General features: G+C 67.2%; 24 protein-coding genes and 1 tRNA gene. 6 read left to right on the forward strand and 19 right to left on the reverse strand.

Annotated elements, in window-relative coordinates:
- Positions 1-148: 148 nt before the first annotated feature.
- The 5 genes from KW83_RS00725 to KW83_RS00745 form a co-directional block, all read right to left on the reverse strand.
- Positions 149-577 (reverse strand): hypothetical protein, encoded by a 429-nt coding sequence (locus KW83_RS00725; RefSeq protein ID WP_036173117.1) that lies wholly within the window; start codon positions 575-577, stop codon positions 149-151.
- On the reverse strand, positions 577-984 hold the full coding sequence (locus KW83_RS00730) for a DUF5333 domain-containing protein (protein ID WP_036173120.1): 408 nt from the start codon (positions 982-984) through the stop codon (positions 577-579). Before KW83_RS00730 ends, KW83_RS00725 begins: the two co-directional genes overlap by 1 nt.
- A gap of 176 nt (positions 985-1,160) precedes the next feature.
- On the reverse strand, positions 1,161-1,517 hold the full coding sequence (locus KW83_RS00735) for a hypothetical protein (protein ID WP_036173123.1): 357 nt from the start codon (positions 1,515-1,517) through the stop codon (positions 1,161-1,163).
- A gap of 154 nt (positions 1,518-1,671) precedes the next feature.
- A complete protein-coding gene (gene nuoF, locus KW83_RS00740; RefSeq protein ID WP_036173126.1) occupies positions 1,672-2,967 on the reverse strand; it encodes an NADH-quinone oxidoreductase subunit NuoF in 1,296 nt (431 codons plus the stop codon).
- A gap of 31 nt (positions 2,968-2,998) precedes the next feature.
- A complete protein-coding gene (locus KW83_RS00745; RefSeq protein WP_036173129.1) occupies positions 2,999-3,217 on the reverse strand; it encodes a DUF5337 domain-containing protein in 219 nt (72 codons plus the stop codon).
- 97 nt (positions 3,218-3,314) lie between these two features.
- Between KW83_RS00745 and KW83_RS00750 the strand changes: the two genes are divergently transcribed.
- A complete protein-coding gene (locus KW83_RS00750; RefSeq protein WP_036173144.1) occupies positions 3,315-3,758 on the forward strand; it encodes a GNAT family N-acetyltransferase in 444 nt (147 codons plus the stop codon).
- A 48-nt stretch (positions 3,759-3,806) separates the two neighbouring features.
- On the opposite strand, the gene KW83_RS21315 is transcribed toward KW83_RS00750, so the two are convergent.
- The 9 genes from KW83_RS21315 to ndhC form a co-directional block, all read right to left on the reverse strand.
- Positions 3,807-5,003 (reverse strand): hypothetical protein, encoded by a 1,197-nt coding sequence (locus KW83_RS21315; RefSeq protein ID WP_051928080.1) that lies wholly within the window; start codon positions 5,001-5,003, stop codon positions 3,807-3,809.
- Between the two features lie 62 nt (positions 5,004-5,065).
- Entirely contained in the window at positions 5,066-6,574 is a 1,509-nt protein-coding gene (gene nuoE, locus KW83_RS00760) for an NADH-quinone oxidoreductase subunit NuoE (RefSeq protein WP_036173147.1), read from the reverse strand.
- Positions 6,575-6,667: 93 nt separating this feature from the next.
- Positions 6,668-7,075, reverse strand: coding sequence for a hypothetical protein (locus KW83_RS20345; RefSeq protein WP_152563434.1), 408 nt, complete (start codon positions 7,073-7,075; stop codon positions 6,668-6,670).
- The gene (locus KW83_RS00765) at positions 7,072-8,283 is read right to left on the reverse strand and encodes an NADH-quinone oxidoreductase subunit D (protein ID WP_200879649.1); all 1,212 of its coding nucleotides are present in this window, start codon (positions 8,281-8,283) and stop codon (positions 7,072-7,074) included. The genes KW83_RS20345 and KW83_RS00765 overlap by 4 nt, the downstream gene beginning before the upstream one ends.
- A gap of 111 nt (positions 8,284-8,394) precedes the next feature.
- Positions 8,395-8,592, reverse strand: coding sequence for a hypothetical protein (locus KW83_RS00770; RefSeq protein ID WP_235191334.1), 198 nt, complete (start codon positions 8,590-8,592; stop codon positions 8,395-8,397).
- Complete coding sequence (locus KW83_RS00775; RefSeq protein WP_036173150.1) at positions 8,589-8,858, reverse strand: hypothetical protein; 270 nt, start codon at positions 8,856-8,858, stop codon at positions 8,589-8,591. The genes KW83_RS00770 and KW83_RS00775 overlap by 4 nt, the downstream gene beginning before the upstream one ends.
- Before the next feature lie 542 nt (positions 8,859-9,400).
- A complete protein-coding gene (locus tag KW83_RS00785) occupies positions 9,401-10,009 on the reverse strand; it encodes an NADH-quinone oxidoreductase subunit C (protein WP_036173156.1) in 609 nt (202 codons plus the stop codon).
- Positions 10,010-10,067: 58 nt separating this feature from the next.
- Positions 10,068-10,616, reverse strand: a complete 549-nt coding sequence (locus tag KW83_RS00790) for a NuoB/complex I 20 kDa subunit family protein (protein WP_036173159.1) — start codon at positions 10,614-10,616, stop codon at positions 10,068-10,070.
- A gap of 241 nt (positions 10,617-10,857) precedes the next feature.
- The gene (gene ndhC / locus KW83_RS00795) at positions 10,858-11,223 is read right to left on the reverse strand and encodes an NADH-quinone oxidoreductase subunit A (protein ID WP_036173162.1); all 366 of its coding nucleotides are present in this window, start codon (positions 11,221-11,223) and stop codon (positions 10,858-10,860) included.
- Between the two features lie 187 nt (positions 11,224-11,410).
- On the opposite strand from ndhC, the gene KW83_RS00800 reads away from it, so the two are divergent.
- The gene (locus KW83_RS00800; protein WP_200879638.1) at positions 11,411-12,559 is read left to right on the forward strand and encodes a Gfo/Idh/MocA family protein; all 1,149 of its coding nucleotides are present in this window, start codon (positions 11,411-11,413) and stop codon (positions 12,557-12,559) included.
- A 979-nt stretch (positions 12,560-13,538) separates the two neighbouring features.
- On the opposite strand, the gene KW83_RS00810 is transcribed toward KW83_RS00800, so the two are convergent.
- From KW83_RS00810 to pdxH, 5 genes are all read right to left on the reverse strand, one after another.
- Positions 13,539-17,147, reverse strand: coding sequence for a vitamin B12-dependent ribonucleotide reductase (locus KW83_RS00810; RefSeq protein ID WP_036173168.1), 3,609 nt, complete (start codon positions 17,145-17,147; stop codon positions 13,539-13,541).
- A 389-nt stretch (positions 17,148-17,536) separates the two neighbouring features.
- Positions 17,537-17,613, reverse strand: a tRNA-Pro gene (locus KW83_RS00815).
- 41 nt (positions 17,614-17,654) lie between these two features.
- Complete coding sequence (locus KW83_RS00820; protein ID WP_081904391.1) at positions 17,655-18,194, reverse strand: DUF192 domain-containing protein; 540 nt, start codon at positions 18,192-18,194, stop codon at positions 17,655-17,657.
- Positions 18,110-18,700 (reverse strand): cold-shock protein, encoded by a 591-nt coding sequence (locus KW83_RS00825; protein ID WP_051928082.1) that lies wholly within the window; start codon positions 18,698-18,700, stop codon positions 18,110-18,112. Before KW83_RS00825 ends, KW83_RS00820 begins: the two co-directional genes overlap by 85 nt.
- 118 nt (positions 18,701-18,818) lie before the next feature.
- Positions 18,819-19,424 carry a pyridoxamine 5'-phosphate oxidase gene (gene pdxH / locus KW83_RS00830; RefSeq protein WP_036173170.1) on the reverse strand — a complete coding sequence of 202 codons (606 nt, stop codon included), beginning with the start codon at positions 19,422-19,424 and terminating at the stop codon, positions 18,819-18,821.
- An 87-nt stretch (positions 19,425-19,511) separates the two neighbouring features.
- On the opposite strand from pdxH, the gene fabI reads away from it, so the two are divergent.
- Genes fabI through gpt form a run of 4 tightly spaced genes read left to right on the forward strand, consistent with a single transcriptional unit; the run spans position 19,512 to position 22,069 of the window.
- Complete coding sequence (gene fabI / locus KW83_RS00835) at positions 19,512-20,315, forward strand: enoyl-ACP reductase FabI (protein ID WP_036173173.1); 804 nt, start codon at positions 19,512-19,514, stop codon at positions 20,313-20,315.
- Between the two features lie 3 nt (positions 20,316-20,318).
- Complete coding sequence (locus KW83_RS00840; protein WP_036173176.1) at positions 20,319-20,927, forward strand: LysE family translocator; 609 nt, start codon at positions 20,319-20,321, stop codon at positions 20,925-20,927.
- Complete coding sequence (locus KW83_RS00845) at positions 20,924-21,538, forward strand: LysE family translocator (protein ID WP_036173179.1); 615 nt, start codon at positions 20,924-20,926, stop codon at positions 21,536-21,538. The genes KW83_RS00840 and KW83_RS00845 overlap by 4 nt, the downstream gene beginning before the upstream one ends.
- Before the next feature lie 9 nt (positions 21,539-21,547).
- Positions 21,548-22,069: a xanthine phosphoribosyltransferase gene (gpt, locus tag KW83_RS00850; RefSeq protein ID WP_036173182.1), complete on the forward strand. Its 522-nt coding sequence runs from the start codon at positions 21,548-21,550 to the stop codon at positions 22,067-22,069.
- Positions 22,070-22,119: the final 50 nt, after the last annotated feature.

Raw genomic sequence — 22,119 nt, forward strand, 5'->3', positions numbered from 1 at the left:
GGTCTCCAGACTGTCCGTGCGGACGGGCGCGCGGCCCATGCGCTGCACGATCATCTAGCGCGGTTCGGCCGGGTCGAAAACCGCTACCTGCCCCGATTCCGCGATTTGTCGCGGGGCAGCTTCCGCGATTTGTCGCGGGGCAGCGCGCCTATCGGCAGCTGCCGGCGAATTTCCAGGCGTCCAGCTGCTCTGGCGCGTAGCGCTCACGCGTGTCGATCCGCGCGACGACCGGGCCGCCCCGCAGGCCGCAATGGGCCGCGGCAGCGCGCGCCGCCTGGCGCACGGCATCCCCGTAGGCCACCGCGTTCGGCGTCACCCAGATCGCAAATCGGCCGGTGTCCACCGTGGCAAGGCGGACCCGGGCCGGCACATCCGGCGACAGATAGTCCGGGCGGTGCCCCGTCGGGGCGGGCACCGGGCAGAGCTTGAAGGGATCCTCTGGATAGCAGGGCACCTCCACCAGCGCGGCGTCCCTGCCAACGGGGCCGTAGGCGCCGGGGCCGTAGCCCCCGCCGAGGGCCGTGAGAGGCGAAAGGGCCAGAAAAGAGGCCGCGACCGTAAGCAGAATTCTGTGCATCAGTTCACCTTTAGCAGGCGACCGGCCTGCGTTCCGCGGGCGATTTCCTCCCGCCCGACCTTGCAGAACCCCGCGGCGTTGCCGGCGCGCGCCCCGCGACTGGCCAGATCCGACCGGATCTGCGCCTCCAACTTGTCCTTTTCGGCGTCGTTATTCCTGAGCGCGTCGATATCCGCGTCGGAATATCCCGCGTTCAGAGCATAGCTTTCCAGCGATTTGAGGAAAGTATAGGCCCGCACGAGCCGGGGCGAGATCTGCGGGCAGTTGCGCCGCACCTCATCCGCCAGGCCGATGGCATAGAAGCCCTGGCGCACCGTCGGATCGTCGTGCAGTGGCGTCTGCGCGGCACCAGGCCCCGCCACGCCAAGCAATACCGTGGTGACCAGTGCGATCGCTTTGGGTCTCATTGTTGTCTCCGACCATGCAGTTTCCGAGAGCCCGCACACTCGTTCCCGCGCTAGCTGTAGGATAAGACCCATCATGCTGTCGAGACAAGCGACCCTCACGATTTAGCCAGTCCCATTCGCGGTAGGCGCTGCACCGTTCGCGCCGCGCGGCAATGGGGCGGCGCCGCGCGGCAGGATCAGCGGCCCACGCAGCGCCCGGAATAGACCTGTCTTCCGCGCGCGTCCACCGTTGCGATCCAGTCGCGCGGATCGGCGGGGCTGGCGATCCAGTCAATCCGGGAACTGCCGAAGGACCGCAGGCAATAGCGCGTGCCCTCGAACCGGACGCTCTCGCGCACCGCATCCAGGCCGGCGCCCCTGGCGTCCACCGCGACCGAAAGATCGGGCGAACGGCGGTCCGACAGAAGCCTGGTCTGGAACGGCAGCCTCTCGGACGGGACGGCGCGGGTCATGACCGACAAGGACGGCACGGGGACGCGTCCACAGGCCGACACGGCAAACAGGGCAAGCACAAAGAGCATCAGGCGCGACAAGAGCGACCTCCGAGGAGTGACCCGATCGGGCCGTCATGCCTCCCGGATACACAGCCTGCGCGTTGCGCGCAATTCCGACGCGGGGCCATGGTGCGCGCTGCGCGACAATCCCGCCTCCCGCCCGCCGCGGCTCCGCGCCGTGGGACGGTCCGGATCACTCCGCGGCAACGGGCTTTCTGGCGGCGCGCTTGTGTGTGATGCGGTCCTCGATCTCATCGCGGAAGTGGCGGATCAGTCCCTGGATCGGCCAGGCCGCCGCATCGCCCAGCGCGCAGATCGTGTGCCCCTCGACCTGCTTGGTCACGTCGAGCAGCATGTCGATCTCCTCGATCTCCGCCTCGCCGCGGACCAGCCGTTCCATGACCCGCATCATCCAGCCCGTTCCTTCGCGGCACGGGGTGCATTGGCCGCAGCTTTCGTGCTTGTAGAATGCCGCAAAGCGCCAGATCGCCTTGATCATGTCCACCGACTGATCCATCACGATGACCGCCGCCGTCCCCAGCCCCGACTTTTTCTCCTTGAGCCAGTCGAAATCCATGATCCCGTCCTCACGGATCAGCTTGCCCGGAAGGCACGGCACGGAAGAGCCCCCCGGCACCACGGCCTTGAGGTTGTCCCAACCGCCCCGGATGCCGCCGCAATGTTTGTCGATCAGCTCCTCGAAGGGGATCGACATGGCCTCTTCGACCACGCAGGGGCGGTTCACATGGCCGGAGATGGCAAAGATCTTGGTGCCGTGGTTGTTCTCGCGCCCAAATCCGGCGAACCAGGACGCGCCGCGCCGCAGGATCGTCGGCACGACGGCGATGGATTCGACGTTGTTCACCGTGGTCGGACATCCGTAGAGCCCCGCGCCGGCCGGGAACGGCGGCTTCAGACGCGGCATCCCCTTCTTGCCCTCCAGGCTCTCCAGCAGGGCGGTCTCCTCGCCGCAGATATAGGCACCGGCGCCATGGGTAATGTAGAGGTCGAAGTCCCAACCGGACCCGGCGGCGTTCTTGCCGAGAAGCCCGTCGTCATAGGCTTCGTCCAGGGCGCGCTGGAACGCTTCCTTTTCGCGGATATACTCGCCTCGGATGTAGATATAGGCCGCGTGCGCCCCCATCGCGAAGGACGCGATCAGGCAGCCCTCGATCAAGGTGTGCGGATCGTGGCGCATGATCTCGCGGTCCTTGCAGGTGCCGGGCTCCGATTCGTCGGCATTGACGACCAGGTAGGACGGGCGGCCGTCCGACTCCTTGGGCATGAAGGACCACTTGAGACCGGTCGGGAATCCCGCGCCGCCGCGCCCGCGCAGGCCGGAATCCTTCATCTCCTGGACAATCCACTCCTTGCCCCTCTTGATGAGATCGCCGGTCCCGTCCCAGTGCCCGCGCGCCTTAGCGCCCGCAAGCGTCCGGTCCCCCATGCCGTAGAGGTTGGTGAAGATGCGGTCCTTGTCATCGAGCATGGTGGTCGGCCCCGTCGCTGATCATTTGCTGCTATTTGCGCTCGTCCCTGCGCTTTTGCCAGATGCGAAACGTCGCGGCCAGTGCCCAGACGAACACCAGAAGGGCAATCGCGTCGAAGACGAAGACAAGTCGGGGCGGCAGGCCCAGGGAGGCGCCGAAAAGCTGCGCGCCCATCCAGCCGATCATCGTCAGCGCGATGACCACGCCCACGTTGCGCGCCCGTTTCGCGGTTTCCAGATCATCCTTCATAGGTCTACCAATCACGAATCCGGCGCGGGGAACAGACCGGCTTGCGCGCTTGGCGGACGCATTGCCTAGTTCGACCGGCACGCGGAGGATCCCGGCGATGATCAGACCGGCACGAATGACGGATGCGGCGGCGGTCCTGGCCTGCGCCCGATCGGCCTACGAACGGTACGTCCCGCTCATCGGACGCGAACCGGCTCCGATGACGGAGGATTACGGCGCCCGAATCTCCGCCGGTCACGTCTATGTGGCGACCGGGAATGGGGACCTGCACGGCTTCGTGGTGTTCTGGCCGCAAGAGGGCGTCATGCTGCTGGACAATGTCGCGGTACGCCCGGACATGGCCGGACGCGGGCTGGGCGCGACACTCATCCGCCATTGCGAAGCCGTTGCCCGGCGCCTGGGCCTGCCCCGCGTGCGGCTCTACACCAACGCGAAGATGGCGGACAACCTGGCGATATACCGGCATCTCGGTTTCGCGCCGGTGCATAGCCGGACCGAAGGCGGCTTCGACCGGATCTACCTGGAGAAACCCCTGGAGTGACCATTGCCGTGTCGGACGGGGACGGGCGCCCCGCCCCCGGACCCGCCGTCAGCTTCGGTTGGAAAACTCGGTCTCGCCGCCGGCGGCGAGGATCTTGGCCTGGCTCACCCATTCGTCGCGGCTGACGCGGCCGTTGAACCCTTCCAGATGCTCGTCCACCCAGGCGACTTCCTCTTCGGACCAATTCGCGATCTGGTCGAAATGGTAGAAGCCCAGCCCGTGGAGCATGCTTTCCAGCTTCGGTCCGACGCCCTTGATCTTCTTGAGGTCGTCCGCCCCACCTTCGCGGGCGCTGTCCAGGCGCTCGGGCTCCTTGCCGACGGTGCCGGCGGCGGGCGCGGCCGGGTCCCTATCGCCGCCCGCTCCCCCGGCGTCGTAGCGCCAGGCGCCCTTGCGGCCCGACAGCTCTTCGGATCCGGCAAGCTGCGACGACTTCCACCGCGGCTCCTGGTCCCTTGCGGCCTCTCCCGTCCCCGCGGCGCCGCCAGCCGCGTCACCCGCCGTCGGGTCCATGCCCGCGGGATCGCGCCCCGTTCCCACTGCCGCGTCGCGATCCGCGTCATGGGCAGCGCCGCCCACCGGCGCGCCGGGATCCGCCGGACCGCGCGGCAGATCGGAGGCCGCGTCACCCGGCGCCACCGGAGAGACGGGCGCTCCACCGGACGGGCCCGCGGGCCGGTCAGACGCATCGGTGCCGGATCCGGCTTGCGCCGAACCGGACGTTGCATCCTCCCGCCGCTCATGTGCCGCATCGCTGTCTGCGGTCCGATCCGGGGCGCCATCCCCGGGTGAGGCGGATACCGACCCGGTGTCGGTTCCTTCCCTGGCCGTCTCACCGGCCTTGGCCGTGGCACCGGACCCGCCGCCGGCGCCTGCTCCGTCGCGCGCTGCGGCACCGGGCACCGCCCCCGCCCCGGCATGTGCGTCACCGCCCGCGTGGTCGTGGCCGCGCCCACGGTCCGGCAAGCCCGGGATGTTGTCGCGCCCGGCCGTTCCGGGCTTGCGGGTCACATCCCCCAGCTTGCCGTCGGTCGAGGGCTTGAGATCGGCGGGCGTCGGCTCTTCGCCGCGGTGAAAGCCGAGAAACAGCACGATCGCTGCGGCCAGCCCCACCAGTATGGCAAGAAAAAAGGCCGGCGACACTGTCAGCCCGCCCATCACCATCATCGCCACGAAGGCCACGAAGGTGATCCCCCCCGCTATCGCGGCGATCATCAGAAAAGAACTCTGGGTCTGTCTTTGCATCGGTCCATCCCTGCTATCCCGGGCGATTTTTCCGCCCCCTCAGGAAAGAACGTAGCGCCGAATCAGTCTTTTGTCTGCCCTTCGCGCGACAGGAGTTTTGCCTGCCCCACCCAATCGTCCCGCAGCGCCCGTCCCTTGAAGCCTTCCAGGTGGCGATCAACCCAGGCCAGCTCTTCCGCGCGCCATGCTGCGATCTGGTCGAGGTGGTAAATCCCCATGTCGTGCAGGGACTCTGCCAGCTTCGGACCGACGCCCTTGATCCGTTTCAGATCGTCTGCCCCGTCCGCACGCGGGGCGTCCAGCCCGGCAGGCCTTTCCTCGCCGCCCTCGGGGACGTCGGCAGCCGCGGCATTCACCGGATCGCGCGATCCGCCTGTATCAGCCACATCGCCACCCCTAGACGGCGCGTCGCCGTCCGGAGATGCGGCGTCCTGAGCGGCAGCGCCGCCGGAGGCGCCTCGGGAGGCCCGGTCCTGAGCCGCTTCCTCGGACAGCACCTTCCCGGCGGGGCCCTCGGTCCGGTCCGGCGGGCGCCGCGCATCCCCGGATCCGCGTGCATCGGTGTCGTGCTCGGACGGCCCGTCGCCGGCATGAATCGAGCCTTCGCGGCCGGCGCCGCCCTTGGGGGTCGTGCTCTCGCCGGCGCCCTCCATCCGGTCGGTCATCGGCTTTTCGTCCGGCCCCTCGGACACGCCGCCCTCATCGGGACGGGCGGCATTGTCGGCGTCGGTCTCCTGCTTGGTCAGCGACTTGTCGGTGACGGGGCTTTCCGCGCCTGGCCGGGCGCCGGGGGTGGGCCCGTCGTTGCCGCCCTTCGGCGGCATCAGGTCGTCGTTGACCGGCGGCGGCACCCGTGCGGCCGAATCCATCACCGGATTCCACGGCGCGCGGAACGGCACCTCCGTCCCGTCGATGCGCTTGAGCGTGTCGCCCAGATCCAGCGCCAGCGCGACCGAGGCGTTGTGATCGTTCACCTTGTCATTGTGGAGCGACGTGACCCCGCCGGCCGGCTCCGACGCGAAGCGCCCGATCCGCGATCCCGGTTGCGGAACCTCGCCGCGGGCCATGGCGTCCAGCAGTTCCGCGAAGCTCTCGGCGGTCAGGTCCTCGTAATAGTCCTTGCCGATCTGGGCCATGGGGGCGTTTGCGCAGGCGCCCAGGCACTCGACCTCTTCCCATGAGAACTTGCCGTCGTCGGACAGCTGATGCGCGCGCGGCGCGATGCGCTCCTTGCAGACGGCTATCAGATCCTCGGCCCCGCAGATCATGCACGACGTGGTGCCGCAGATCTGCACATGGGCAGTGCTGCCCACAGGCTGGAGCTGGAACATGAAATAGAAGGTCGCGACTTCCAGCGCGCGGATGTAGGCCAGCCCCAGCATGCCGGCCACATGCTCCATGGCCGGCCGGGACAGCCACCCCTCCTGCTCCTGCGCGCGCCACAGCAGCGGGATGATCGCGCTGGCCTGACGCCCGTCCGGGTATTTGGTGATCTGCGCCTCCGCCCATTTCTGGTTGGCCTCGGTGAAGGCGAAGCTGTCGGGCTGGTCGGGATGCAGGCGGCGAAGCATGGGCGGGCCCTTTCAGTCCGTGTCGGGTTCGACCTAGCGAAAACTCAGGCAGAGGTGAAGTCGCAGTCATTAGGCGACGCTGCCAAGCTCCAACTATTGGCCTCGAAGAAGATAGGCTACGGTCTTTGTTAACAGCCCAAATGCAGCCTCTACAAGAACTGCGGCCAATGCGGAGAACACCATCAAGGTGATTTCCCTTCGAGTGATCTTCCCGGGTTTTGAGTAAGAACGCTGATCTTTAACTTCAGCTTCAACTTCACCTTCATCAAAACTCCTCGGAACGTAGAGCCCAGAGCCTCTCTTTCTAAAGCCACTTTTGGGCCGTTCCGCGTCGAAATCGACGTCATCATCTAGAACGGCAGCAAGAAGGGCTAGAGCCGCGATTGCACCAACCACTGCTGCCGCTACCAAAACAGGCTGGATGAGAAAGCCGTAGGCAGCCCCAACCACTATATAAATCCACAATCCGAAAACTATTCGGATCGCAAATTCACGTGTCACCTGTCGATCTCACCGAACACCACGTCCAGGGTGCCGATGATCGCCGACACGTCGGCCAGCTGGTGGCCCTTGGTGATGTGGTCCATCGCCTGCAGATGCAGATAACCCGGCGCGCGCAGCTTCGCGCGGTACGGTTTGTTGGACCCGTCGGACACCATGAACACGCCGAACTCGCCCTTCGGGGCCTCGACCGCCGCGTAGACCTCTCCGGCGGGCACGTGAAACCCTTCGGTGTAGAGCTTGAAGTGATGGATCAGCGCCTCCATGGAGGTCTTCATGTCGGCCCGGGTGGGCGGTGACAGCTTGCCGCGGTGCATTACCGGTCCAGGCTCCGCGCGCAGCTTCTCGACGCACTGGCGCATGATCTTGACCGATTCGCGCATCTCCGCCATGCGGACAAGGTAGCGGTCGTAGCAGTCGCCGTTCTTGCCGACGGGAATCTGGAACTCCATTTCGTCGTAGCATTCGTAGGGCTGGGCGCGGCGCAGGTCCCAGGCGAAACCGGACCCGCGGACCATCACGCCCGAGAATCCCCAGTCCTGGATGATCTGTTCGTCCACCACACCGATATCGACGTTGCGCTGCTTGAAGATCCGGTTGTCGGTTATGAGACCGTCGATGTCGTCCACCACGGCCAGGAACGGGTCGAACCACGCGTCGATCTTGTCCAGCAGCGTGGGCGGCAGGTCCTGATGCACCCCGCCGGGACGGAAGTAGTTCGCGTGGAGCCGCGCGCCGCAGGCGTCGTCGTAGAAGCCCATCAGCTTCTCGCGCTCCTCGAAGCCCCAGAGCGGCGGGGTCAGCGCGCCCACATCCATGGCCTGGGTGGTCACGTTCAGAAGGTGGCTCAGGATGCGCCCGATCTCGCAGAACAGGACCCGGATCAGCTGGCCCCGGCGCGGCACTTCCGTACCGGTCAGCTTTTCGATGGCCAGGCACCAGGCGTGTTCCTGGTTCATGGGCGCGACGTAATCCAGCCGGTCGAGATAGGGCAGGTTCTGGAGATAGGTGCGACTCTCCATCAGCTTCTCGGTACCGCGGTGAAGCAGACCGATATGCGGATCGCAGCGTTCCACGATCTCTCCGTCCAGCTCCAGGACCAGCCGCAGAACTCCATGCGCCGCAGGGTGTTGCGGGCCGAAGTTGATGTTGAAGTTACGGATCTTCTGCTCGTCCGTCTGGGCGTCGTCGAACTGCGTGCCATCCATCATCGTCTTGGACCTCGGTTCCATGTGCCCGCGGGGGCGGTCTTTATCTGCGTCGGGCGCGCCCCATCATCGCCGATCGGGCCGCGCCGCGCAACGCGGCGACTGGCCACGTCAGGACTCGCGCTCGACGGCGTCGCGGAAGGCGACGATCCACAGCAGGATCAGCGCGCCAACCGGCAGGATCGCCACCAGCGCCCACCACTTGGCGATGCCGAACCGCGGCAGGATGCGCCAGAACGGCACCACCAGCAGCACGGCCATGAACAAAAACCCCGTGATCATTCCGCCGCCGCCCATCGATCCCATCATCCGCTCACTCCGATCCTTGCCTCGGCCCCTCCGGCGCCGGACCTGCGCCCGCCCCGCGGCACCGTGTCGGAAAACCGGCCGCGCGCCATCCGGTCGACATGGGACAGGCGCTCCGTGACCAGCTCCGTCAGCGCCGGGTCGGGCTGCGTGCCCGCGTCGGAACCGGGGGTCACCACGTCACCGAAGCCTGCGTCCGGCGGTGCGACGCCCAGAAGGTCCGTAGGGCGCGCCGCCTTGGTCGCTGCGAAGATCGTCTGATGGACCAAGCACCGGATCCGTTCTTGCGGCACCATGACGCCCAGCGCATCGTGCGTTCCCGCACAATGACTGCGCTGAAACGGACCACCCGCCTCGTTCTCGATCGCGGCCCGGAATGCACCGTCCAGATCGGCCGCGGCCCCGCCGTCCGCGATGTCGCGGCTGCGGTTGTGGCGGACCAGCCCTGGAGCAGATAGCGCCGGTAAGCGCGATGCCGGTGCGCCCCGCCCGAGCGGTACATCTGCCGGTGGCCGCGGGCATCGGTCAGCCGCCGGCGCCGGTCGCTGGGCAGGCGTTGCCAGATCCGGCAAGGCATCGGCGCCGTCTCCATCGCTTCGGCGTCCTCTTCGGCCGCGTCGGTGTAGCAGGGCAGATGTGGCGGATGGATCGTGTCCCGGTCGTGGACGTCCTTGCGCACCCCGACATGGATGCCCGGATGTGGCCGGAACTGCGAGCGGAGCCAGGTCATCCCAGCCTTTGGCGCCCGGATGCAAAGGACCACGCGCCGAACCCCGTCGAACGCGGCGGCGCCGGGAGGGCGCGGCAACGGTCACGTCTTGGGCGCTTTCTCATCGCCCGGAAGGATGTATTCGGCGCCTTCCCAGGGGCTCATGAAATCGAACTGGCGGTATTCCTGCACCAGGTCCACGGGCTCATAGACGACGCGCTTGGCGGTCTCGTCATAGCGCACCTCCGTGTAGCCGGTGGTCGGGAAATCCTTGCGCAGCGGATGACCGCGGAAGCCGTAGTCGGTCAGCAGGCGCCGCAGGTCGGCATGGCCGGAGAACAGGATGCCGAACATGTCGAACACCTCGCGCTCGAACCACCCGGCGCTGGGGTGGACCTGGGTGATCGACGGCGCCATCTCGTCCTCTCGGACCTGGGCCTTCAGGCGGATGCGCTGGTTCTGGTACATCGACAGGAAGTGATAGACCAGATCGAAGCGGGCCTCGCGCGCCGGGTGGTCGATGGCGGTGATGTCCACCAGGGTGGAAAACCCGCACGTCCCGTCGGTGCGCAGGTACTCCACAAGCGTCGGCAGCGACGACAGCGCGACCTCAACCGTCAGCTCGCCGAACGCGATGTCGAAGCCCAGCACGCAATCGTTGCGCGCGGCCTTGATGTGCTCGCCCAGTTCCGTCAGCGCCGAGTCGGCCATGGCATGTCTCCGTCGGTTCGTCGTCTGTGTGCCCCGCGGCGGTCGCGCAAGGCGCCCCTCAGCGGGTGATGGTGCCGGTCCTGCGGATCTTGCGCTGAAGCTGCATGATCCCGTAGAGCAACGCCTCTGCCGTCGGCGGGCAGCCGGGCACGTAGATGTCGACGGGCACAACGCGGTCGCAGCCGCGCACCACCGAATAGCTGTAGTGGTAGTAGCCGCCGCCATTGGCGCAGGACCCCATGGAGATCACGTAGCGCGGCTCCGGCATCTGGTCGTAGACCTTGCGGAGCGCGGGGGCCATCTTGTTGGTCAGCGTGCCGGCCACGATCATCACATCCGCCTGGCGCGGACTGGCGCGGGGGGCGACGCCGAAGCGTTCGGCATCGTAGCGCGGCATGGAGGTGTGCATCATCTCGACCGCGCAGCAGGCCAGCCCGAAAGTCATCCAGTGGAGCGAGCCGGTGCGCGCCCAGTTGATCAGATCGTCGGCGGTGGTGAGCAGGAACCCCTTGTCGGTCAGCTCGGAGTTCAGCGTCTGTGTCGCATTCTCGCGGTCCGGCCCCGCGGCGATGGCGCCGTAGGGGCTTGCTCCGGGTGTCACAGCCATGTCGAAATCCTCTCGATGGATCGCCGGGCGGGTCGGGTCTGTCCCGAGGCCCGTGCACTGCACCTATTATCGCCGGTGCCCATCGTCAACGCGCCACGGCGCCACGGACGCCGTGGGACAAGATGCCCGCGCGCGGATCTCGCGCCTCTGGCCCACGGCCGGACCACGGGCGCCGATCGTCGGCATCGCGATCACGCCATGCAGGCCGGAGCTCTGCGACGCGGAGGGAACCGGCGCGGTATCACTCCCACTCCAGCGCGCCCTTTTTCCACTCATAGGCGAAGCCGACCGTGAGCACGGCCAGAAACACCATCATCGACCAGAAGGCGACGTCGGTCATGCCGTCGAAGGTCACCGCCCAGGGGAACAGGAACGCGATTTCCAGATCGAAGATGATGAACAGGATCGACACCAGATAGAAGCGCACGTCGAACTTCATCCGGGCGTCGTCGAAGGCGTTGAAGCCGCATTCGTAGGCCGACACCTTTTCGGGGTCGGGATGCCGCACCGCCAGGATCGCCGCGGCCAGGATCAGGATCAGCCCCAGACCGATGGCCAGTCCCAGAAGGATCAGGATGGGAAGATAGCCCCTGAGAAGTTCGTCCATCGCATCGCCTTTCGGATTGCCCGGGCGGACGCCGCCGCACGCTTCCCGATGACTTAGAGGGCCGCGCCGGAACGGTCAACGCCGGGCCGCCGTGCAGGTAGTCCTCACGGCCCGCGCAGTCTTTGCGGTAGTCATGGTCCGGGGACGAGTCGCCGGCCCGGGATGCGGCGTCGATGGGAGATAGGGAATGGGCGACGCACGGATACGGCTGGGCATGGTGGGCGGCGGCAAGGACGCGATGATCGGCGCGGTGCACCGCATCGCCGCGCGGATCGACGGGCGGTTCGATCTGGTGGCGGGCGCGCTGTCCTCCACGCCCGGGAAGTCGCGCGAGAGCGGTGCGGCTCTGGGGCTGCCGGCCGAACGGACCTATGACGACTTCCGGCAGATGGCCGTGGCCGAAGCGGCGCGCGCGGACGGGATAGAGGCGGTCGCCATCGTCACCCCGAACCACGTTCACGCCCCCGCGGCAGAGGCGTTCCTGGCCCACGGGATCCACGTGATCTGCGACAAGCCGCTGGCCGCGAGCCAGACCGATGCCGAGGTAATGGCCCGCGCGGTGGCCGACAGCGGCGCGCTCTTCGTTCTGACCCACACCTACACGGGCTATCCGATGATCCGGCACGCGCGGCAGGCCGTGTCCAGGGGAGAACTTGGCGCGCTGCGCATCGTGCAGGTGGAATACGCCCAGTCCTGGCTGACCGACGCGGTCGAGTCGCGGGGGCTGAAACAGGCGCAGTGGCGGATCGACCCGGCCCGTTCCGGCGCGGGCGGCGCGATCGCGGATATCGGCACCCATGCCTATCACCTGGCGCGCTTCGTGACCGGGCTGGGGGGCGCGGAACTGGCCGCCGATCTCACCAGCTTCGGGGCGAGGCGGACCCTGGACGACAACGCGCATGTTCTGCTTCGATTCCAAGGGGGTGCCCGGGGGATGCTGTGGTGCAGCCAGGTCGCTCCGGGCTGCGAGAACGGTCTGCGGCTGCGGGTCTACGGCGACACCGGGGGGCTGTCCTGGGCGCAGGAGGATCCGGACGTGCTCTGGGTCACGCACCATGGCGAGGCGACGCGCCGCATCGTCAGGGGCGGACCCGGTGCGGGCGATGCGGCCGCGGCCGTCAGCCGGGTCCCGGCGGGCCACCCGGAGGGCTACCTTGAGGGGTTCGCCACGCTCTACAGCGAGGCGGCCGGGGCGATCCGGGCGGTGCGAAGCGGGATTCCCGCCGCGGATGCCATGGGCGATCTGCCCGGGATCGCGGCGGGGCTGGAGGGGATGGCGTTCATCCGCGCCTGCGTCGTGTCTGCCGAACGCAACGCGGCCTGGGTGAAGGTCTAGCCCGCGACCCCATAAAGGCCGCCCGATTTTGGGGACCGCGACGCGAACCGGCGCCGGTTCGACTCGGCACGGCCCTTTTTCGTACACGACCCGTCAATTCCCCCGCCTTTTTGTGCGCATCGCGTCAAACTTGCCCTGGCTTTGTCCGTTCGGGGATTCCGTCCCTTGAGCCGCGCTGTCCGATTGCCGGTTTCCGGATCCGCCGGACACTTTGGGCAGTCCATGGGAACCCGGGACGCTGCGGGACACGAGGGGCGACCGTCCGCACGCAGTCGGAATGGCGGGACTGCTGACCGCCAAGGCCGGACAGCGCTCGGGCGGCGGGATGGCGGTGAACGGGGCGGGCTCGGCTTCGATCCCGTCGGTCGAGGAGTTTCCTGCAAACCGGACTTCGAAGCGAGAGGTGCAGTTTTCGATCGCGCGGAAGAATAAGGGCCCCCGGAGGGGCCCCAGTTTCGCGGAGAGGGATCTGTCGTTGACTGCCCGTGACGTGTTCTTCCTGCGTCCCGTTCCGCGTCCAGGGCGAGCGCACCCGCCCCTTGACCGACGAACCGCCCTGCGGTTCGGCGGACCGGACGGAGCGAATGCCGAAGGCATTCGCGGGTCCGGCCCGGTTCAGTTGCGGCCTACTTCTTCTTGTTCGGCCGTTGCGTCAGAGCCGACGCAGCTGCAGTTTCAGCCGCTGCGCAGGACCGTGGGTTGCGAAGTACTCTCGATGCCGCAGAAGCGGCCTTGGCACTCGTAACTTCTGAGTTTTTCGTTCGAGCCATGGTGGGCTCCTTCTATTCACAGGCACTCTGGGGATAACCCATGTATTTCCTGTGCGTTGTTAGCGCGTCTATTGATGTGGCGTCCCGTTCCTGAGACCAGATGTTCGGGTCGACTCGAAAGAGGCGGACCGCCTTGCCCCAAGTTGCGCTATCAGCTTGGGACGAGCTGGGGGCCGATGCGGCTACATCGGTCCCCAACCAACAATTCCTCAACTGCACCCCGACGTCCCGCCGCAGGTGTTGCACTTCATGCAGGTGCCGTTGCGCACCAGCGTGTAGTTGCCGCATTCGCCGCAGGGGTCGCCTTCGTAGCCCTGCATCCGGGCCTTGGCGCGGGCGTCGACGGTGGCCGTGGCCTCCAGCGTGTGGACGGTGACGGCCTCGGCCTGGGTGAGGGTCACGGTTTCGGACAACCCGCCCTGCATCACCACCAGCTCCTTTGGCGCACGGCCGCGCAGATAGCCGGTGGAGGCGACCTGGCGCAGCACGTCGAGCGGTGACGACCCGGTGCTTGCGGGCACGTCGCGGAAGTTGCGCTTGCCCTCTTCCTCGCCGCGGCCGAGGGCGTCGAAGCTCTCTCCCTCCGGCTTGACGTGGGCCAGGTCGGAGCGGTCGAGGTAGGACACGGCCAGCTCGCGGAAGATGTAGTCCAGGATCGAGGTCGCGTTCTTGATCGCCTCGTTGCCCTGGACCATCCCCGCCGGTTCGAACCGGGTGAAGGTGAAGGCGTCCACGAACTCCTCCAGCGGCACGCCGTATTGCAGCCCCACGGATACCGCGATGGCGAAGTTGTTCATCATCGCGCGGAAACCCGCACCTTCCTTGTGCATGTCGATGAAGATCTCGCCCAACGTGCCGTCGCGGTATTCGCCGGTGCGCAGATAGACCTTGTGGCCGCCGACGATGGCCTTCTGGGTGTAGCCGCGGCGCCGCTCGGGCAGTTTCTCGCGGGCCTTGGCGACCTCCTTCAGCACGATCTTCTCGATCACCTTCTCGGCCAGCACCTGGGCCTTTTCCGTGGCCGACCCGGTGGCCAGGATCTCCTCTGCCTCCTCGTCGTCCTCGATCAGCGCGGAGGCCAGCGGCTGGCTCAGTTTCGAGCCGTCGCGGTAGAGCGCGTTGGCCTTGGTGCCCAGCGACCAGGACAGCTCATAGGCCTTCTGGCAATCCTCGACCGTCGCCGTATTGGGCATGTTGATGGTCTTGGAGATGGCGCCGGAGATGAAGCTCTGCGCGGCGGCCATCATGTGGATGTGGCTGTCCACGGAAAGGAACCGCTTGCCGGTCTTGCCGCAGGCGTTGGCGCAGTCGAAGACGCTGTAATGCACCGGATCCAGATGCGGCGCGCCCTCCAGGGTCATGGTGCCGCAGACATGGGCGTTGGCGGCGTCGATCTCGGCGCGGGTGAAGCCCAGGTGGCGCAGCAGGTCGAAGGCCGGATCGTTCAGCCGGGCGGCGGGAATGCCGAGGGTGCCGGTGCAGAAGTCCTCTCCCAATGTCCACTGGTTGAAGACGAAGCGGATGTCGAAGGCCGAGGGCAGCGCGGCCTCGATCTTGTCGATCTGGGCCGTGCCGAAGCCGTGGCCGACAAGGGCGCTGTGGGTGATCCCCGGCGCGTTGCCAAGGCTGCCGTGGCCCACCGCATGGGCGATGATCTCCTGGATCTGGGCAGAGGTGTAGCCCAGCTTTTCCAGTGCCGCCGGGACGGAGCGATTGATGATCTTGAAATATCCGCCCCCCGCCAGCTTCTTGAACTTCACCAGGGCGAAGTCCGGCTCGATCCCGGTGGTGTCGCAATCCATCACCAGACCGATCGTGCCGGTGGGCGCGATGACCGAAACCTGCGCGTTGCGGTAGCCGTGGGTCTCTCCCAGCGACAGCGCCTCGTCCCAGGCGGTGACGGCAAGCTTGACCAGCCGCGCGTCGGGGCAGTTCGCGTAGTCGAGCGGAACCGGCGGCACGGCCAGATCCTCATAGCCCTTCGCCTGTCCCAGCGCGGCGGTGCGGTGGTTGCGGATGACGCGCAGCATGTGGTCGGCGTTCCGGTCGTAGCCCGGGAAGGCGCCCAGCTCTCCGGCCATCTCCGCGGAGGTGGCGTAGGAGACGCCGGTCATCAGCGCGGTCAGCGCACCGCAGAGTGCGCGGCCCTCATCGCTGTCGTAGCCGAAGCCCATGTTCATCAGGAGGCCGCCAATATTGGCGTAGCCGAGGCCGAGCGTGCGGAAGTCGTAGGACCGCTGGGCGATCTCCTTGGAGGGGAACTGGGCCATCATCACGCTGATCTCCAGCGTGACGGTCCACAGCCGCGCGGCGTGCATGTACTCCTCTGCCTGGAACACGCCGTCCTTGAGGAAGGTCAGCAGGTTGAGAGACGCCAGGTTGCACGCCGTGTCGTCCAGGAACATGTATTCAGAGCACGGGTTGCTGGCCCGGATCGCGCCGTCCGCCGGGCAGGTGTGCCAGGCGTTGACGGTATCGTGGAACTGGATGCCGGGATCGGCGCAGGCCCAGGCGGCGTGGCCGACCTGCTCCCAGAGGTCGCGGGCCTTGACGGTCTTGGCGACCTTGCCGTCGGTGCGGCGGATCAGCTCCCAGTCGGCATCCTCGCGCACCGCCTTGAGGAAGGCGTCGGTCACGCGGATGGAGTTGTTTGAGTTCTGACCGGAAACGCTTGAATAGGCTTCGGAATCCCAGTCGGTGTCATAGGTCGGAAACTCGATGGAGGTATAGCCCTGGCGCGCGTAGTCGAGCACGCGCTTGACGTAGGTTTCCGGGATCGCCGCCGTCTTGGCGGATTTCACCGCCGCCTTCAGGGCCGGGTTCACCTTGGGGTCTGTGGCGTCCTTCGCACGGCCGTCCCACTGGGAGATGGCGGCGAAGATGCCGTTGAGTTCACGCTCATGGGCCTTGGAGCCGGCGACGAGGCTCGCCACCTTCTGCTCCTCGATGACCTTCCAGTTGATGAAGGTCTCGATGTCGGGGTGGTCGGCGTCGCAGATCACCATCTTGGCGGCACGGCGCGTGGTGCCGCCGGACTTGATCGCCCCCGCCGCGCGGTCGCCGATCTTGAGGAACCCCATCAGGCCGGAGGACCTGCCGCCGCCCGACAGCGCCTCTCCCTCCGCGCGCAGATGGCTGAAGTTCGATCCGGTGCCGGAGCCGTATTTGAAGAGCCGCGCCTCGCGCACCCAGAGGTCCATTATGCCGCCATCGTTCACCAGATCGTCAGAGACGGACTGGATGAAGCAGGCATGGGGCTGGGGGTGCTCATAGGCGGATTTCGAGGCGGTCAGCTTGCCGGTCTGCCAGTCCACGTAGAAATGCCCCTGGCTGGGGCCGTCGATCCCGTAGGCCCAGTGCAGGCCGGTGTTGAACCACTGCGGGCTGTTGGGCGCGGCCTTCTGGGTGGCCAGCATGAAGCGCATCTCGTCCATATAGGCCTGCGCGTCCTCGGGGGTGGAGAAATAGCCGCCCTTCCAGCCCCAGTAGGTCCAGGCGCCGGCAAGCCGGTCGAACACCTGCCGGGCCGAGCTTTCGCCCACCCGGTCGCAATCGCCGTCGGCCACCGAACGCCACAGGAATTCGGGCACGCCCTTTTCCTTGACGCGCTTGAGTCTGGCGGGAACGCCGGCCTTGCGGAAATATTTCTGGGCGATGACGTCGCTGGCCACCTGGCTCCAGGTCCGCGGCACCTCGACGGCGTCGTTGCGGAACACGGTCGTGCCGTCGGGGTTGCGGATCTCGCTCACCGTGGTGGTGAATTCCAGGTCCGCATAGGCGTCCTGTCCGGCCCTGGTGAATTTGCGCTCGATTTTCATGTGGTGCCCTGCCCTCGCCGTGTTTCTCCGACGACCCCCTTCGCGGGTCGCGATGGAACACACCGCTTGCGGCGGGTGTCGATCACGATACCAGATTTAGTGGGTCTTCGGTTTGTGCACACAACCTGACGTGAGTCAGCCCCGGATTCAACGCATTTTTAACGTTCTCCCCCGGTGTTTTTTCTTGACGGGTTCCGGGCGAATCCCGCCCCATAGCGCGGTCGCCGAAAAGGTGAGGCTTATCCGATTGATGAGCGCCGAATCTGCGCTCTCCACATCCTGTGGAGGCCTGTGAGTATTAACCCTTTGTTAAGACCTGTCGCGGGTGCGCGGACCAGAAATGGCGCTGGACACGGGAAATCATACAACATGTGGTGGGAAGTGGCCGGTGGTCGGGGCGAGAGGATTCGAACCTCCGACCCTCTGCTCCCAAAGCAGATGCGCTACCAGGCTGCGCCACGCCCCGACTGGCCCTTCCTTAGACCGGGGGCGCGCAGGGATAAAGGATCATTCGCAGGGCCAGGCGGCCTGGTCCTGCGGCAGATCGGGGTGGCGCAGCACGCTGCCCTCCTCGATCCCCAGGCGGCCGGACATGCCGCCGTTGATCTCCAGCACCGCCAGAATGTCGTCGCCGCCGGGGATCGGGGTCTCGTCCAGCGGCACGGCGTTCTCATGGATGCGGCGCACGGTGCCGGTCGCGTCGAGAAACAGCATGTCGAGCGGGATCAGCGTGTTGCGCATCCAGAAGCTGACCGGCTGGGGGCGATCGTAGATGAACAGCATCCCCGTCATGGGGGCCAGATCCTCGACGAACATCAGACCCCGGGCGCGCTCTTCGGGGTCGTCCATGACCGACACCGCGAACCGCGCCTGCCCCCAGTCGCCGCGCAATTCCGCGACGTCCGGCGCGCAGGCCGCCCAGAGCGGGGCGGCCAGCCCGAACCAGACCAGCGCGGCAAGTATTATTCCGCGGCTTCCTCGCGCAGGCGCCAGCCGCTTGCCGCGCGGCTGCGAAGCTCTGCCTGATCGTCGATCGCGCTTTCCCATACGGTCACCTGTGTTGCCAGCCGGCCGCGCTCGCCCTGGGCGACCCGGATGGCGACGGCCTCTCCGGGTTGCAGATTGGCCAGGGAGGACCGGCGCAGGATCTCGATATGGATGAACACGTCCTCGTTCAAGCCGAAGACATTGGCAAAGCCGAACCCCTTGGCGCGGTCGAACCACTTGACGCGCGCCGGCTCCAGATCGCCGCCGACGAGCGTGTCGTCGAAGGGCAGGGCTTCGCGCTGCTGGTCGGCCAGCGCGTCCAGGTCCGGCGGCGCGACCGACAGAACCTCCTTGGCCTGGATGCCGCGGGCCGTGTGGACGACCCTGAGCGCGATCCGGCTGCCGTCGGCGATGCTGTTCTGGCCGAAGTTCCGCAGAACGTTGGCATGGAGCAGAATGTCCCGGTCCGCATCGGGAGAGACCACGAATCCGAAGCCCTTGGCCGTGTCGAACCATTTCACGACGCCCGCAACGATGTCGTCCTGGATTTCGGCTGCATCAGACATGGTGTGACCCCTGCGGGACCTCCCGCCTGTCGTTTCATCGGATAGATCCCGGGCGCGCCCAAGCAAAACAGCCACCCCCCGCAGGATCCAGTGTGTTAACGTTGTATGACATATTGCGTCAGGGAGAAAGTCTTTTTACATCCCATGCGCCGCCACCTATCCTTTTGACCCATAATTCACGGTCGTGAAGGCGGTTCTCACCGTCCTGCCAGAACTCGATCTCACGGGGGGCGACGCGGAAGCCGCCCCAGAAGGGCGGCCGCGGCGGGGCGTCGCCGAACCGCGCGCGGACGTCCGCGACGCGCGCCTCCAGCGTGGCGCGGTCGGCAAGGGGGCGCGACTGGGCCGAGGCCCAGGCCCCCAGCCGCGAGCCGATCCCGCGCGAGGCATAGTAGGCGTCGGCCTGGGCGCCGTCCTCGCGGGTGACGTCGCCGCGCACCCGGACCTGGCGGCGCAGGGACTTCCAGTGCAGGCAGAAGGCGGCGCTGCCGGTGGCGGCGATTTCCCGCCCCTTGGCGCTGTCGTAATTGGTGTAGAAAACGAAGGCCGCGTCCTCGATCTCCTTCAGAAGCACGATGCGCACGTTCGGCCGGCCGTCGGCATCCACCGTGGCCAGCGCCATCGCGTTGGGATCGTTGGGCTCCGTGCGCGCGGCCTGGTCCAGCCAGTCGCGGACCAGCGCGATCGGGTCGGATGCGCCGAAGATGCTGGCAGTGTCGGTCACGGGGCGGCCTCCTTTGGGTGTCTTGATGCAGCTAGAACAATGGCCTAAAGYCGGCGCAAGTCAGAACAGCATGGGCGGGGCACGGCGATGGCGGGTTTGATGGCGGGCAAGCGCGGTCTCATCATGGGATTGGCCAACGACAAGTCCATCGCCTGGGGCATCGCCAAGGCGCTGGCGGCGGAGGGCGCGGAGCTGGCGTTCTCCTACCAGGGCGAGGCGCTGAAAAAACGCGTCGGCCCGCTGGCCGGGCAGCTGGGTTCGGATTTCATGGTCGAGTGCAACGTGGCCGAGATGGACAGCCTCGACGCGCTCTTCGCGGAGGTCGGGAGCCGTTGGGGCACCATCGACTTCGTGGTTCACGCCATCGGGTTTTCGGACAAGTCCGAATTGCGCGGCCGGTACGTGGACACCAGCCAGGAAAACTTCCGCATGAGCCTGGACATCTCCTGCTATTCCTTCACCGCCGTCATGCAGCGCGCGGAAAAGCTGATGGAAAAGGGCGGATCGGCCCTGACGCTGACCTACTACGGCTCCGAACGGGTGATGCCGCATTACAACGTCATGGGCGTGGCAAAGGCCGCTCTGGAGGCATCGGTGCGCTACATGGCCGAGGATCTGGGACGCGACGGGATCCGGGTGAACGCGATCAGCGCCGGCACGATCAAGACGCTGGCGGCCTCTGGCATCGGCGATTTCCGCTACATCATGAAGTGGAACGAGTACAACTCTCCGCTGCGGCGCAGCGTGACCCAGGACGAGGTGGGCAAGGCGGCGCTGTTCCTGCTGTCGGACCTGGGCAGCGCCGTGACCGGCGAGGTCATGCATGTCGACGCGGGATACCACGTCATCGGCATGAAGAACCCCGACGCGCCGGACATCACCAAGGACTGAGGCGTGGAGCCTGCGGATCTCCTCGCGTTCAACGCCGCGCTGGCGGCGGCGATGGCGTCCCCCGGCCCGGCGCTGCTCCACGCGCTGAGGGTATCCCTGGCCGAGGGGCGCGCGGCCGGGATCCTCACCGGGGTCGGGCTGGGCGCGATGGCGGCGGCCTGGACCGGGCTGGCGCTTCTGGGGCTGGGGCAGCTTTTCGCGCTGGTGCCGTGGCTCTATGGCGCGCTGCGGATCGTCGGGGCGCTGTATCTGATCTGGATCGCCTGGACCATCTGGCGGGGCGCGGATGCGCCCGTCGGTCCCGGCGCGGGCGTGGCGCCCGGCCGGGCGGTGCTGCGCGGGCTGGCGATCAACCTGGCCAATCCCAAGTCGGCCCTCTTTGCCGCCGCGGTGCTGGTCGTGATCTTTCCCGCCGGGCTGGGTCCGGCGGAGATGGCGCTGATCGTGGCGAACCATCTGGCGGTGGAGATCCTGTTCTACGGTGCCGTCGCGCTGATCCTGTCCCACGGTGCCGCGCGCGCGGCCTATCTGGAGTCGAAACCGCTGCTCGACCGGATCGCCGGCGGGATCCTGGGGCTTCTGGGCCTGCGCCTGCTGCTGGACCGGCCATGAGCGCGGCGGCCTTCATCGGGGTGGCGCTGGCGCATCTGCTGGCCGCGATCAGCCCCGGCCCGTCCTTCGTTCTGTCGATCCGCACCGCCGCGTCCGAGGGGTTCCGCGCCGCCTGCGGGCTGGCACTGGGCTTCGGCATCGGCGCGGCGCTCTGGGCCTTTGCGGCGCTGGCGGGCCTTGCGCTGCTGTTCGAGCTGCTGCCGCCGCTCTTTCTGGGGCTGAAGCTGGCCGGCGGGCTGTTTCTGGTGTGGCTGGGGATCGGCATGTGGCGCCATGCGCCGGACCCCCTGCCCCGCGTCGCCCCCGGCGCCGCGCCGCGCCACACCCTTTCGGCGATCCGCCTCGGCCTGGCGACGCAGCTGGCCAACCCCAAGCCCGCGATCTTCTTCGGCGCGGTCTTTGTCGGCCTTGTCCCCGTCGCGGCCGATGCGGCCGACCGCGCCCTCATCCTGGTCAACATCCTGTGGGTCGAGACGCTGTGGTACGTGCTGGTCGCGCGGGTGTTCTCCCTCGCCCGCGCGCGCGACGCCTATGGGCGCGCCAAGACGTGGACCGACCGGGGCATGGGCGCCATACTGGGTGCCCTGGGCCTGAAGGTGGCGCTGGATTAGGAGACCGCGATGACCGACCGACTGCCGCACGAAAAAGGCTTCCACGTCAGCTGGGATCAGCTTCACCGGGACGCGCGCGCGCTGGCCTGGCGGCTCGACGGGATGGGCCCGGAGGGCGAGGCGGGCGAGCGCGGCGGCGGCTGGCGCGCGGTCGTGGCGATCACCCGCGGCGGCATGGCCCCGGCGATGATCGTCGCCCGCGAGCTCGACATCCGCACCGTCGACACGATCAGCGTCAAAAGCTACGACCACCAGTCGCAATCGGCGGCAAAGGTGCTGAAAAGTCCAGACGCCGACATGATGCGCGACGGCACGGGGATCCTGGTGGTGGACGATCTGGTCGATTCGGGCCGCACGCTGGAACTGGTCCGCCAGCTCTATCCAAAGGCCCATTTCGCCACGGTCTACGCCAAGCCCATGGGACGGGACCAGGTGGACACGTTCGTCACCGAAGTCAGCCAGGACACCTGGATCTTCTTCCCGTGGGACATGGGCCTGCAATACGTCCCGCCCTATCGCGGAACGGATTGAACGGCCGCCGCGGGACGGCTTCCCCGGCGGCGGAGCCGTTCGCCCGGCAA

The sequence above is a fragment of the Palleronia rufa genome (assembly GCF_000743715.1).
Taxonomy (GTDB): Bacteria; Pseudomonadota; Alphaproteobacteria; order Rhodobacterales; family Rhodobacteraceae; genus Palleronia; species Palleronia rufa.

Bases quoted from the DNA above. Each gene is read 5' to 3' on its own strand.
- KW83_RS00725 (WP_036173117.1), bottom strand. From the start codon at position 577: ATGCACAGAATTCTGCTTACGGTCGCGGCCTCTTTTCTGGCCCTTTCG.
- KW83_RS00730 (WP_036173120.1), bottom strand. From the start codon at position 984: ATGAGACCCAAAGCGATCGCACTGGTCACCACGGTATTGCTTGGCGTG.
- nuoF (WP_036173126.1), bottom strand. From the start codon at position 2,967: ATGCTCGATGACAAGGACCGCATCTTCACCAACCTCTACGGCATGGGG.
- KW83_RS00745 (WP_036173129.1), bottom strand. From the start codon at position 3,217: ATGAAGGATGATCTGGAAACCGCGAAACGGGCGCGCAACGTGGGCGTG.
- KW83_RS00750 (WP_036173144.1), top strand. From the start codon at position 3,315: ATGATCAGACCGGCACGAATGACGGATGCGGCGGCGGTCCTGGCCTGC.
- KW83_RS21315 (WP_051928080.1), bottom strand. From the start codon at position 5,003: ATGCAAAGACAGACCCAGAGTTCTTTTCTGATGATCGCCGCGATAGCG.
- nuoE (WP_036173147.1), bottom strand. From the start codon at position 6,574: ATGCTTCGCCGCCTGCATCCCGACCAGCCCGACAGCTTCGCCTTCACC.
- KW83_RS00765 (WP_200879649.1), bottom strand. From the start codon at position 8,283: ATGGATGGCACGCAGTTCGACGACGCCCAGACGGACGAGCAGAAGATC.
- KW83_RS00770 (WP_235191334.1), bottom strand. From the start codon at position 8,592: ATGATGGGATCGATGGGCGGCGGCGGAATGATCACGGGGTTTTTGTTC.
- KW83_RS00785 (WP_036173156.1), bottom strand. From the start codon at position 10,009: ATGGCCGACTCGGCGCTGACGGAACTGGGCGAGCACATCAAGGCCGCG.
- KW83_RS00790 (WP_036173159.1), bottom strand. From the start codon at position 10,616: ATGGCTGTGACACCCGGAGCAAGCCCCTACGGCGCCATCGCCGCGGGG.
- ndhC (WP_036173162.1), bottom strand. From the start codon at position 11,223: ATGGACGAACTTCTCAGGGGCTATCTTCCCATCCTGATCCTTCTGGGA.
- KW83_RS00800 (WP_200879638.1), top strand. From the start codon at position 11,411: ATGGGCGACGCACGGATACGGCTGGGCATGGTGGGCGGCGGCAAGGAC.
- KW83_RS00810 (WP_036173168.1), bottom strand. From the start codon at position 17,147: ATGAAAATCGAGCGCAAATTCACCAGGGCCGGACAGGACGCCTATGCG.
- KW83_RS00820 (WP_081904391.1), bottom strand. From the start codon at position 18,194: ATGGGAAAGCGCGATCGACGATCAGGCAGAGCTTCGCAGCCGCGCGGC.
- KW83_RS00825 (WP_051928082.1), bottom strand. From the start codon at position 18,700: ATGTCTGATGCAGCCGAAATCCAGGACGACATCGTTGCGGGCGTCGTG.
- fabI (WP_036173173.1), top strand. From the start codon at position 19,512: ATGGCGGGTTTGATGGCGGGCAAGCGCGGTCTCATCATGGGATTGGCC.
- KW83_RS00845 (WP_036173179.1), top strand. From the start codon at position 20,924: ATGAGCGCGGCGGCCTTCATCGGGGTGGCGCTGGCGCATCTGCTGGCC.
- gpt (WP_036173182.1), top strand. From the start codon at position 21,548: ATGACCGACCGACTGCCGCACGAAAAAGGCTTCCACGTCAGCTGGGAT.